Below are 11,596 nucleotides of genomic sequence, written 5' to 3'. Positions count from 1 at the left end.
TCTGCCTCATTGTAGTTTTTTTTCCATGATTATGGGATGTTTGGTTTCACCCTTTTTTAATTCGCCAACAGTCTCTTCCAGAGTATTACGACTACAAAAACGCTCATCCAGAACACGACCCCAATCAGCTAGCTTGGTTTCGCGAGCAACAGGAGAAAGAAATACTGCTGTGAATAAAGCAGCCCATTTTTCCCCCATGATGGAACGGGGCTTTGGGTGATTCAGGCAGAAAGTGTGGAAGAGGCTCAAACAATTGTTAGCAGCAGCCCCCGTACCCTGGATGGTATGTTAGCAGAATCTACCAGAGTAGTTGAGTGGCAGGTGCATATTGGGCGTGAGTGTTTTGAGGATAGTAAATAGGCAGGGGCTATATATGTTATTCTGGCGTTGCTAATTCTGGCGTTGCTAATTCTGGCGTATGAATCAACTTTTCGCTGGATGTTACAAAACTCACTCAACTTGGCTTATAGCCATTCCGAAAACTTGAATCCATACCTGTGTTCAGCAACGCCACTGTCAAAATGGAGAAAATGAGGATGAGTAACACAGAAAGAGAAGAAGTCTTCAAAGACATAACCAAACAGGCTTCTCGCGAACAAACGATAGTGGCAAACGAACGCTCAGGTTACAGAATGCCACCAGAATATATAACACGAAAAACCTTAGTTCAAATTGACCTTGCCTGTACAGTTATTTGCTCAGAAGCACAAGAAAGCCCGCGATATTTCCTGAATCGCTTTCAAGGTGATTCGATGAATTTAGCCATGAATTTAACGTTTGCCACAGGTTTTAGTTTGTGGCTAAAGAGTAGCCGTTTATTGTATTGCGTGACTGAAGAATTAGCAACAGCGCTAATCGAGACGGATATCTTGGATAAAAAAAATATTCTCACAGATTTAACTTGGCCATTTCCACAGATTGTAGTTGCTATCCCCAGGTTTTTACTCTGCCCTCCCGGAACTACTGACGTTTATGTAGATTTCTTGCTGGTAAATTGTTTTAAAAAGCCAGAAAAAGAAGAAACGCAGTGGATTAGCATTTGTTTTGTAGACACAAGTGGCAATATCTGGGTAGCAGACACGCAGATAGAGACCGATGGAGATGTAACCATCGATCATGGCAAACTAGATGAAAAAGACCGAGAATTCTGTAATAAAATTCGCTCTTTTGCTATCAACATTTTGCTACTTTTGGAAACTTCCGGAGGTTCTCTTTTTAGCGATGTAGTACCCTCGGAAACGGTAGACGACATTAAAAAGCCAAAAGGGTTCGGCAAAAAATCTTTAACGCCACCACCCAAATATCCAAGGTGGATCGGGAAAAACTACCAGATAAAATCTGAGCAGCCGGCAGTGTCAGAAAGTCGAGGCACTCACGCTTCACCTCGCATTCACTGGCGGCGCGGGCATTGGCGGTGCATTGAACCCGGCGAGGGGAAGAAGTGGAAGCAGAGCAAAAGACTCTGGATCGAACCTGTCCTGATCAACGCTGGCATTGAGTAGCTTGCGCTCCATCTTATTTTTATCGATCGCCCGAAGCCCGCTCGCGGAGTAGTCCTTTGGGCTACCCCTTTGGTTTCGCGGGGTAAAGCCGAACTACTCAATCGCCCGAGTCCTGGGCCGATCGCCTCTACACCGCCCCGATCTCTCAAAACATCCCATCCAGCATTTCGGTAACGTCTTGCTGGTCGCGACCCCGGTTGTCGTCATAAATTATTAAGGTGTCTAGCTTACGATGGCGGCTGAGTTTCTGAACCTTCCGCACATTCCCATCCGTTGCATCCAGGGCTGCCGTGATAGCTATCTTTATTCTACGCCCGCCCTCCGTGAGCTGGACTACCGCATTAAGAAATACCCCCAATGCGATGCAGCAATGCAGTAACTGCGGCAAACTCTCAGGTGTCGGGTCGAGTATACACGCCTGCATGAAAATAGAGGGACACGGGCAGGCAAAGATATTCACCCAAGCTGACGGGAATAAATATCGGCAACATCTACGCTGGTGGCAGAATCAGAGAAGCCTACTGGGTAGAGGCAAATGCTAATAATGCGTGAGCCTCCAACTCCTCTCTGACATGGATACCGAAATTGCCACTGCGAGAAAAACGTCGCGCCCAAACCCAAGCCATCAAACAGGGCATGATGCCAGAATTGTTAACCGAAACAACGAGGATAATTGATAATTAATAATTAATAATGTCTTCGCTCCTCTGGGACTTTAGCCCTCAAACAAACTTTTTCATCCACTACTAAATCCAACCGAGTAATATGACCCACTTCGCTATTATTTGCCCATCAGCCATCGGACATCTTAACCCCATGTGTGCCCTGGGGAGAGAATTACAAAGACGAAACCATCAAGTGACTCTCTTCAGCATTCCCGATATTCGTTCCAAAGTCATAAACTCTGGTTTAAACTTTGAGACTATTGGTGAAACAGAATTTCCACTCGGAAGTCTGGAACGCACATACAAACAGTTAGGAGAAATGAGCGGAATTCCAGGCTTTAAATTTACCGTAAATTGCATACAACAAGAAACCGCTATGTTTTTGCGAGAACTCCCAGAAGCACTTAAAGCTGCTGGTGTCGAAGCGTTGCTGGTAGATCAAACTAGCCCCGCTGGTAGCAGTGTTGCCGAGTTATTGAATCTTCCCTTTATTACTATTTGTAATGCTCTGTTGGTTAACCGGGAACCCGGTGTTCCCCCTTTCTTTACTGACTGGAGTTACAGCCATACATGGTGGGCGCGTCTGCGGAATCTTGTGGGTAATTTCTTCATCGATCTCCTTACTCAACCAATCCGCAAACTTGTCAACCGCCAACGGACTCTATGGAATTTAGCGCCTTACTCTAGCATGGAGAATTTTTACTCTCCCCTCGCTCAAATCTGCCAATTGCCCCCAGAGTTTGATTTTCCTAGAAAAGAATTGCCCCAGTGGTTTCATTATGTTGGCCCTTTGAAAGACCCCTCTGGTTTAGAATCTGTATCTTTCTCCTCTATTTCTTTTCCATTTGAAAATTTGACGGGTCAACCTTTAATTTATGCTTCTTTGGGAACTTTGCAAAATCGCAAATGGGAAATTTTCCAAACTATTGCCGAGGCTTGTTTGGGGAACGGTGCACAAGTAGTCATATCTCTAGGAAACCCTAATATCCAAGATTTCGCTCTCGATTTACCGGGTTCACCTTTAGTGGTTCCCTACGCTCCTCACCAACAGTTAATCGAAAAAGCAACTCTAGTTATTACTCACGCTGGGATGAATACGACTTTGGCAGCTTTAAGTAGCGGTGTCCCTCTTGTGGCTATTCCTATTACTAACGAACAGCCTGGTATCGCGAGTCGTATCGCCAGAACTGGTGCAGGTGAGGTCGTACCTCTCAAACGCTTAAACGTTCCTCGGTTGCGCGATGTTATCCGTCTCGTGTTAGCAGAGGATTCTTACAAACAGAATGCCCGCCGGTTACAAGATACTATTCGTCACGCAGGTGGTGTGACTCGCGCTGCGGATATTATCGAACAAGCAGTTTCTACGGGTCAGCCTGTTAAAGCTGACGTTCGCTAACCCAAAAAAACCGGTAGTACACCAAATTCTCTTTATCTCCCAGCTATTGGCGACCTTAAAAGAGCCGCCGCATTAATAAGAAATACCCCCAGTACGATGCAGTAATGCAGTAAGTGCGGCAAACTTTGTGGTATCGGGTCGAGTATACACCAAGCATGAAGATAGAGGGACACGGGCAGGCAAAGATATTCACGCAAGAGGAAATCGAACTCTTGTTCAACGAAGGTTTGCAGAGCGATCGCGATCGCACCCTCTTTGGAGTTTGCCTCTACACCGCTTGTCGCATTGCCGAAGCGTGCAGCTTGAAAGTCATCGATGTTTTCACCCCAGCGAATGTCATCCGCTCAGAAATGATTATCCGCAAAGGCAACACCAAAGGCAAGCTCGGCACCCGCACTATCCCGATCATCCAAGAGTTGAGGCTGCTGTTAGAAACCTACAAACATCCCGAACACCCCTACCTATTCCCCAGCCGCCACCTCAATCACCGCTGGAAGCACGCGAACCCGGAAGCCGCCTCTCACCTATTCCAAGAAGCCTGCGATCGAGTCGGCATCATCGGCGCTTCCACCCACAGCCTCAGAAGGTCGGCGCTCACTCAGATGAGCAACGCGGGTATCCCGCTGCGGATCATTCAAGAAATCAGCGGCCACCGCAACCTCGAACAGTTGCAAAAATACTTAGAAGTGCGGCCCGACCAAGTGAGGGGGGCCGTCTCCGCACTCTCTACCCTTTCCTACGTCAGGAAAACCACTTATCCTGATATAGCACCCCCAACGCCAGAAAATCCGTTGCCTCCTCACCAACTGTCACAAGCCCCATCAGACTCCTCACCTGAAGAAATTCCCGACTGGTAACGAGCAATTTTAGATTTTAGATTTTAGATTTTAGATTTTAGATTTTGGACGCAAGGTTAAAGTCACGCATCAAGAGCATCGAGGGCAGATCGCTTTCTTTCCCAAGGCAGAAGCCCTCACCCCTGGATTTGTTAGAATCGTTGGTCATGTGGAGCAGGTGCATCTACAAAACCTGCTTTTAGGAGAACTTTTGACTATGTGGCTTAAATTTGGTGTTGCTCCCAACGGTAACTTGGCGAGCATTGATGAGGTTGTGCGCGGAAAAACTAACCTCGCTTGTCTCTACTGCGGAGGCGGATTGACAGCGAAAAAGGGGAAAGTGAAAGAGCACCACTTCGCGCACACTGAGGAAACTTGCAAACCAGTTTCGCAGCGGATTAAAACCAAAGCGTTTCCCGCGCTGCCCCTTTACGACAACTTCACCATCCAGCTTAAGGGTGAAGAATTGGAGCAATTGAAAGTGCTGTGGAAAGAGTACGGCGCACAAAATTACGGCATTCCCAAAGACTTGGTAAACTTTCGGTGGGAACTCAAAGGATTGCTAGAGTCGGAGGGCGATGGCTACGCCCCGTTCCTACGCTCTTATCACTTTACCGACTTGGGTAAAATCCCCGTCGGCGCTCTTCCCCTGGCGCTGTTCAACAAAGTCCAAGAACCGCTGCTGCTGTCAGAGTTAGTTAAGTTGGAGCAATCCACAGCGGTGGCTGAAGCAGCGGGGTTATCTTGTTTGGAAGAACGGCGGGCGGATTTACTAATTTATCGAGCACAGCTTCGTCGGATTTTGGTGAACTCGCTCTATTTTCTGGAAGTCAAAGCTGACGAAGGCTGCTTCTATAAAATTGGAATTACTACTCGAACGATCGAGGAACGCATCGCCGAAGTGCAGAGGGATGTGAGAGCGCATTACTCGGATGTGGTTGTCAATTTGCTGGGATTGTGGGAACACCGGGGGAATGTGGAGCTGTACTTCAAGCACCGGTACAAAACGTTTAATTACCGCATCGGAAAGCTGACAGAGTATTTCGCGTTTCCCGATGTCAAGGTTGTTCTGAACGATCTGTACGAGATGGAACCCAAAATGCTGAGTGATGTTGAGTTGGATGCAATTAACGGAGCGAGTGCGAACAACACGGATGCCTGAATTCCGCAGTTTGCCACAAGTCAAGTTAGCCTAAAGTTAACAGCCGTTTTGTGCAGGTGCTGGCTCAATAACCCACTGAAAATCATGAAAGCAGACACCATCGAAATTGTTGGTTTTCACGCGCATATTTACTTTGACGCCGATAACCGCGATGCTGCGGAGCGCGTGCGCGAAGGATTGGCTCGGTTTGAGGTGCAGCTCGGACGCTGGCACGACAAACCCATTGGGCCCCACCCCCAAGCGATGTATCAAGTTGCGTTTTTACCCCCGCAGTTTGGCAAAGTCGTTCCCTGGTTGATGCTCCACCGCGAGGGGTTAGATATTCTCGTCCATCCCGAAACAGGGGACGATGTGGCAGACCACACTCTACATTCTTTGTGGCTGGGAGAAAAACTAGAGCTGAATGTCGAAGTTCTGCGACCTAAAACGGCCAGCACCAGCGGGTGAGCGAGCGCTCCGTAAAAAGTAGCAGTTCCTTTGTCATCACCGATCGCAAGAAATGCCCGCACTCAGTTGCTGACACCCGCAAACTTTAGATCCCGCATTCCGCACCCTCAACTGTCACATACTCGCTTCTGTAGTGGAATTGATATTTAGGTTGGCTATATATAGTGCCTTGAGTATTTTGATTTACCCTAAATGCGTACCTAGTAATGGTTGTGACGCGCTATATATAGTGGAGGCGAAATGTGGGTTACAATACCGAATTCAGTTGGAGACGATCTTAGAAATTAGTAAGATATATGACTTTTATGAAATTAAGGTTATGACTTTTATGAAATTAAGGTTATGACTTTTATGAAATTAAGCAATGAATTTATGAATTGACTTATTATCTCGCCTGTGGAATGATGTTAATTAATTTCCGAGCGATCGTCCTCTCCTAAAAAAATGAAACACTGTTGGTGGGGAGTGATTATCTAAATGCGTAAACTTAGCATAATATATGGAAGTAAAGAACGTAAATATCTCTTCTACTAACTTGGCGCGATGTATTTCCTAAAACAACGATTGACACGCTGGTTATCCAGTAATTTTTACATCAGTAGAGAAGGGGCATCTAGCTGGAATCTTCAACCCAAATCTTGTCTTGGCTGCCTGCTTTTTTTGCTGCTTTTTGTGGCTATTTTCTGGTACGCAATTTTTATATATTTCAAAATTTATCCAATTGTGTTTTCAACCCTAATTGCTCGGTTGGGCATTGCCCCTGGGTTGGGTTTACCTCTCCTCATTGCAGCTTTTTTCGGGTGCTCTATCAATTTACCGCTCTTCATATTGACAGGGCATCGCCAGTCAAAACAGCCAGTCAGCTTTGAAATCTTTCCGCTTTGGTTGTTAAAGTGCTTGTGCTTACCTTCATACAAAACCCAATCCGAATTTTACGGTTATATTGGTTTAAATGTATCGGGAGGGCTCATTCCCATTATTTTGGCGCTTTACCAATTTCATCGCGCTCAACCTGTAGCAATTTTGATAGTAACAGCGGTCGTTGGGTTGTTTAGTTATTTCCTAGTGACGGTCATACCAGGAAGAGCAATTGTTACTAGAGTGTCGAGGTTTTGGTCGATCGCGATTGTTGCGGCTTTGTCAGCAATGGCATTGGTTGCTGGCGGAGCGAACCGCTCAGACGTGTCAGTTGCTTTTGCGGGGGGAGTATTGGGAACGACGATCGGAGCTGATTTATTACACCTAAAAGATGTTCGCCCCGAAATTGCTGCAACTCCCCTTAGTATCGGAGGTGCAGGATTGGATGATGGGATCGCGCAATGCGGTTTGTGCGCTTTAATAATAGCTGAATGGCTTCCTGCGACAATGGCTTGGCTATCTGCTTGTTTTCGGTAGATTCTTCTAACATAATCGATCGCAATACGGTTGGCAACACCGCCGATCCTTCCCCCGACGCTCACACGCCAGCAGAACGGGCGAGGCAAGCTTATCATGGCATTGGCAAGACTTACGGTTTCTGGGAATAGCTTTGTACGGTTTTCTTCAATGCCAATTAATTCTGATTCTTTCGCACTTATTCGGGCAAATACGACCCACAGAGTAGGGTTCTCCTGACTGTTCCTCCCACTTAGGAAGCGGCATCATAATAACTGTAAGCAACGAGCTTCAACCCTAACTTTCCTGATAGAGCTTTACCAATCTTTGAGGTGACACATTATGTTGATGCGCTATTGGCAACCCTTCACGGAAATTGAAACCATCCGCCAGCAGCTCGATAAAGCTTTTGACCGACTGGCAACGGCGAGAGATAACTCAGAAGCCGCTTGGATGCCCGCTTTGGAATTGGCTGATGCTGGGGACAACTTCGTATTGAAAGCGCAACTGCCCGGAATTGACCCCAAAGACATTGACGTTCAAGTCACCCGCGAAGCAATTTCTATCTCTGGCGAACGCCGCTGCGAAAACACGGACGAGAAATCGGGGTACGTGCGCTCGGAATTCCGCTACGGTAAATTCCACCGGGTGCTTTCCTTGCCCGCACCCATTCAAAACGACTCCGTGCAAGCTGAATGCAAAGATGGCATTCTAACGCTAACTCTGCCGAAGGTACAAGAAGCTCGCAATAAAGTCGTCAAGATTAACTTAGCCGAAATTGCTGGAGCTTCAGCGAATCCGGCTTTGGAACAGGCCAACCAATAACGGTCGGCTGTGCTTAATTGAGTGAGGCAAATTTTCCTAAATTTAGCCTGATTGGATTTACTTAACAACGGAACTGGAAAAGCTGATGCCGGGAGCTACCATTGCTCTCGGTATTTTTTATTTGGGAAAGCCGAGCGAAAAGTTACCTACAGAGGCGATGAACTGACGCTGATTCCAGTTAGTCTGCCAAAATATTTCACGCTTGTCGGCACCAATTTTATTGAGTCGGAAAGCGCGTATTTCGGCTCAATGCCAATTAAAATTGCCAAATTGCCAAATGGGGAGAGAGAGTAAAACTTAACTTTACAGTTGAATTAGCCAGTGCAGCGCTACACGCAGTTGATATTCATCTCCAAGGCTAGACCTTTGACCGACACAGATAGTTTCTAAATATTTTGTCGGGATAGACAGTTTAGCGGCTAAACGTGTTTGGATATTTTTTACTCTGACCTTTTTTTGTATTAAATGGTTTGCTCAACTAAATAAACCAGGGAGTATTTTCGAGTACAGGATGCAAAGCAAATGAATTAGACTGTCGCAAAAATGCAGCCGTTAAATACGCAATATCGCCAGCATATTTAGTAGTAATTGGTTCGGCACAAATCGAATCTGTAGAAGCCCAATTAAGTTTAGTTAAGCTGAGAATCTGTACGGCTATAGCTTTTAAGTCAGGAGGAGGTGTAGGCATACTTTCTGGATATTCGATCCAAATATTAATTTCAAGTGGTTTAGGGGTTCCTAGTATTTTGCGATAAGGATTATAGCCTGTAGTTGACAGATAAAATTGGTTGGGAGACGTAATTACATAACTCCCTCGGCTCAAACTACCATCAGTTTCAACTCGACTATCATATAGCCTGACATTATGATGGGTATTGATCCAAACGAAGGAGTAAGTACCTTGGGGTCTTACCATGCGGGCGGCTTTTAAAATTGCTGCCCGATCGTCCTTGGAAAATTTAGCGGAGTAATGGAAATAAATATGAGGAGTTTCAGAAAGTTCTAAGCGCTCGAAAGTCTGTAAAATTAATTTTTCAAAGTATTGACTTCGATCTTCGTAAGGAAAAGTTTCCGTATTGCCACAATAAAACTCCCATCTTCCATACTGGTTAAAAACATTTGCATAGCCCATAAGTCGCCCTCGACTCCCTTTGCTTTCTTGGGTGTAAGATAAACCCACCAAGAAATCTGCATCAGGGATAGCATCAGGCAATACCCAAGGAGTGAGCCCACATTTTCCTACAAGATTTAAAGCCAAGTTTAGGTCTTTCCAATCGGGCTTTTCTAGAGTAGGAGTATCAAGCATTTGGCACGGAATACCCTGTTCTAATAGAAAACGTTTTAACTGATAATAAGGAGAATTTTCATCATCTATAGAATACCCGCCTTTGGGTGTATAAATCAACAAAATTCGGCTCAAACTTTCATCGGCTATCCAATTAGAATGTTCGCTTAACAAGCGCTTGCATTCATCTAAAGTTGATTCGGGTGAAGGAGGTGTAATAATTGAATTGTAAGTAAATCGGGTGCTAAAGGTGCGCTCGGAACCTCGATATTTATATTTACCTGTTTTTAATCTTTCTATTAATTCGCCCATGATTTTTCGGTAATTAGGCGGACAAATGGGGACAATTTCAATATTTTTTGGTTCGCTGCTATAAGCCCCAAATTTTGTAATCCCTTCCCTAATATCTACCGCTTCTTGGCGTCGATGGAATTCGACGCTTGGTTCGAGTAGGCTGTTAACTTCTAAATGCCGCGAGCGCCTGTTTGGCAGGTCTGGCGAGCGCTTTCGCTCGGATAGTAATAATGGTGAGGACTTCATCGATATGCTAATCCCTCCAAACACTAGAGGTTTGAAGATAGTTTGATATAACTGTTTGGCAATCGCCATTGTTTTCTCTGCTCTAATTCTGGCTGAACCTGGTTTTGCAGATAAACTCAGTTCTCTAATGGAGCTAGAAAAATTAAAATTTATTCCTTTTTTTTTGATGATTTCTTCGAGCGTCTTGAGTGGGATATCGGGAATGACTAACTGACTGCAAACCTGTTCTTCTTTGTCGAAATCAAAGAGATATAGATTAGTCCATTCATGACTGATTGAAATAATTTTTCCATAGTACCAACTACCTTGCCATCTAGCCAAAGCTGTCTTATTAATCCAAAAATCAGCCGGATAGTCTGTAAGCAAATCTAAAATATTTTGAATATTTTTAACCTCTAATTTCGGGTTGATACAAATATAGTAATTTTCATAGTATCGTCGCAACTGAAATGAATAAGATTGATAGAATCTCACAATTTTATCAATAGTTTCTTTCTGAGGAATATGTGCGCCTTTATAGTGAGTTACAATACTTCCAAACTTTAAAGAGTCAATATACCAGCCGTTCGCAAGCAGCGCATCTTTCAAGGCTAACATAATATCTTTTTGTCTTTGATCTAAAAACTTTCTATCTAGACTCTCCCCATTTTCCAGATTAAAACTTAGGGGGAATAAATTAGTAAACTTACTATATTCAAGTACAGCCTCTTCAGCGAACTTCGCCTCGCGTTCGGCTGAATTATTGTACAAGATTAGGGTAGTTTCAGCCTGATTGACTTTATACGAAGGAGCAGGTAAACTTAACTTATCCATTTGATCGCGCATTTGCTTAGTACCTTCACTCAGCGCCCTAACAAAGGCAGCCCCTCGCTGATCGCGCATGATTTTAAGCCATTCGATCAATTTAGAATTGCGAGGTGTCGAGTTAAGAATTATATTAGCGAGTGTAAACTGTGAGGGAACTTCGTGGTCTCTTTGGAGAATACGCCCCGGATTGCGAACTACAAAAGCATCCTTATAAGATTCGCATTCAATGGGCAATCTGACAGCATGATCTCGGTGCACTACTGCATTGACAATTGCTTCATCAATAGCGAGGTAAGGATATTCAGGTTCTTCCGTAAACCCCCCATCAATATTTCTTCTTTGGTAAAGTTTAAAAAATGCCGATTCTTGAAAAAAAGTCCTCAAATTGCGAATTTGTTTAGTAAGCGAACCACTAAACTTTTTTTCAAAAGTTGGCAGTCGTCTTCTATCTCTATCTTCATTCACAACTTCAAATCGCAGTAGCCGGATATAGCACCAAGGCATAACTCTTTGGGGATTAGCAGCAAAAAATAGTAAGCCTGCATTAGTAAAAGCATAGTTACTCCCGTCTTTAATCAAAGCTCCTGCTTCATAAAGTAACTGATCGTCATCGTAATTATATTCAGCCTCTTTCAAAAATACCTGTCGAAATTCGTTTAAAACCCCTCGATCTAACTCGTCAGGGTTGTAGGAACAACAATACTGCCTTTCAAAATCAACAATCTTTTTATCGCGGCGAAGTCGCTCTTTTTGTTCG

12 protein-coding genes are annotated in these 11,596 nt (G+C 44.6%); 9 read left to right on the top strand and 3 right to left on the bottom strand.

Going from position 1 to position 11,596, the window contains the following annotated elements; translation table 11 throughout:
- Positions 1-6 precede the first annotated feature (6 nt).
- Complete coding sequence (locus QUA03_RS12620) at positions 7-198, bottom strand: hypothetical protein (RefSeq protein ID WP_333212526.1); 192 nt, start codon at positions 196-198, stop codon at positions 7-9.
- 18 nt (positions 199-216) lie between these two features.
- Between QUA03_RS12620 and QUA03_RS12615 the strand changes: the two genes are divergently transcribed.
- Both QUA03_RS12615 and QUA03_RS12610 read left to right on the top strand, forming a co-directional pair.
- Entirely contained in the window at positions 217-360 is a 144-nt protein-coding gene (locus QUA03_RS12615; protein WP_333212524.1) for a hypothetical protein, read from the top strand.
- Between the two features lie 176 nt (positions 361-536).
- Positions 537-1,502: a hypothetical protein gene (locus tag QUA03_RS12610; protein WP_333212522.1), complete on the top strand. Its 966-nt coding sequence runs from the start codon at positions 537-539 to the stop codon at positions 1,500-1,502.
- Positions 1,503-1,647: 145 nt separating this feature from the next.
- On the opposite strand, the gene QUA03_RS12605 is transcribed toward QUA03_RS12610, so the two are convergent.
- The gene (locus tag QUA03_RS12605) at positions 1,648-1,926 is read right to left on the bottom strand and encodes a hypothetical protein (protein ID WP_333212521.1); all 279 of its coding nucleotides are present in this window, start codon (positions 1,924-1,926) and stop codon (positions 1,648-1,650) included.
- A 341-nt stretch (positions 1,927-2,267) separates the two neighbouring features.
- On the opposite strand from QUA03_RS12605, the gene QUA03_RS12600 reads away from it, so the two are divergent.
- From QUA03_RS12600 to QUA03_RS12570, 7 genes are all read left to right on the top strand, one after another.
- Positions 2,268-3,563: a glycosyltransferase gene (locus QUA03_RS12600; RefSeq protein ID WP_333212519.1), complete on the top strand. Its 1,296-nt coding sequence runs from the start codon at positions 2,268-2,270 to the stop codon at positions 3,561-3,563.
- A 155-nt stretch (positions 3,564-3,718) separates the two neighbouring features.
- On the top strand, positions 3,719-4,420 hold the full coding sequence (locus QUA03_RS12595) for a site-specific integrase (RefSeq protein WP_333212517.1): 702 nt from the start codon (positions 3,719-3,721) through the stop codon (positions 4,418-4,420).
- A 196-nt stretch (positions 4,421-4,616) separates the two neighbouring features.
- On the top strand, positions 4,617-5,561 hold the full coding sequence (locus QUA03_RS12590) for a GIY-YIG nuclease family protein (protein WP_333212514.1): 945 nt from the start codon (positions 4,617-4,619) through the stop codon (positions 5,559-5,561).
- Positions 5,562-5,645: 84 nt separating this feature from the next.
- Complete coding sequence (locus tag QUA03_RS12585) at positions 5,646-6,008, top strand: DOPA 4,5-dioxygenase family protein (RefSeq protein ID WP_333212512.1); 363 nt, start codon at positions 5,646-5,648, stop codon at positions 6,006-6,008.
- A gap of 723 nt (positions 6,009-6,731) precedes the next feature.
- The gene (locus QUA03_RS12580) at positions 6,732-7,403 is read left to right on the top strand and encodes a DUF1614 domain-containing protein (protein WP_333212511.1); all 672 of its coding nucleotides are present in this window, start codon (positions 6,732-6,734) and stop codon (positions 7,401-7,403) included.
- Positions 7,358-7,534, top strand: coding sequence for a hypothetical protein (locus QUA03_RS12575; protein WP_333212510.1), 177 nt, complete (start codon positions 7,358-7,360; stop codon positions 7,532-7,534). The genes QUA03_RS12580 and QUA03_RS12575 overlap by 46 nt, the downstream gene beginning before the upstream one ends.
- A 190-nt stretch (positions 7,535-7,724) precedes the next feature.
- The gene (locus QUA03_RS12570; RefSeq protein ID WP_333212508.1) at positions 7,725-8,207 is read left to right on the top strand and encodes an Hsp20/alpha crystallin family protein; all 483 of its coding nucleotides are present in this window, start codon (positions 7,725-7,727) and stop codon (positions 8,205-8,207) included.
- 478 nt (positions 8,208-8,685) lie between these two features.
- Here QUA03_RS12570 and QUA03_RS12565 read toward each other — a convergent pair whose 3' ends face one another.
- Positions 8,686-11,304, bottom strand: a complete 2,619-nt coding sequence (locus tag QUA03_RS12565) for a hypothetical protein (RefSeq protein ID WP_333212506.1) — start codon at positions 11,302-11,304, stop codon at positions 8,686-8,688.
- Between the last annotated feature and the right edge of the window lie 292 nt (positions 11,305-11,596).

The organism is Microcoleus sp. S36b_A4, from assembly GCF_036700645.1.
Taxonomy (GTDB): domain Bacteria; phylum Cyanobacteriota; class Cyanobacteriia; order Cyanobacteriales; family Microcoleaceae; genus Microcoleus.
The sequence above is the reverse complement of the archived record's forward strand: the minus strand, read 5'-3'. Positions and strand labels throughout refer to the sequence as shown.

Excerpts from the sequence above, each read along its gene's own strand:
- QUA03_RS12620 (WP_333212526.1), bottom strand. The coding sequence starts at position 198 with ATGGGGGAAAAATGGGCTGCTTTATTCACAGCAGTATTTCTTTCTCCT.
- QUA03_RS12610 (WP_333212522.1), top strand. The coding sequence starts at position 537 with ATGAGTAACACAGAAAGAGAAGAAGTCTTCAAAGACATAACCAAACAG.
- QUA03_RS12605 (WP_333212521.1), bottom strand. The coding sequence starts at position 1,926 with ATGCAGGCGTGTATACTCGACCCGACACCTGAGAGTTTGCCGCAGTTA.
- QUA03_RS12600 (WP_333212519.1), top strand. The coding sequence starts at position 2,268 with ATGACCCACTTCGCTATTATTTGCCCATCAGCCATCGGACATCTTAAC.
- QUA03_RS12595 (WP_333212517.1), top strand. The coding sequence starts at position 3,719 with ATGAAGATAGAGGGACACGGGCAGGCAAAGATATTCACGCAAGAGGAA.
- QUA03_RS12590 (WP_333212514.1), top strand. The coding sequence starts at position 4,617 with ATGTGGCTTAAATTTGGTGTTGCTCCCAACGGTAACTTGGCGAGCATT.
- QUA03_RS12585 (WP_333212512.1), top strand. The coding sequence starts at position 5,646 with ATGAAAGCAGACACCATCGAAATTGTTGGTTTTCACGCGCATATTTAC.
- QUA03_RS12575 (WP_333212510.1), top strand. The coding sequence starts at position 7,358 with ATGGCTTCCTGCGACAATGGCTTGGCTATCTGCTTGTTTTCGGTAGAT.
- QUA03_RS12570 (WP_333212508.1), top strand. The coding sequence starts at position 7,725 with ATGTTGATGCGCTATTGGCAACCCTTCACGGAAATTGAAACCATCCGC.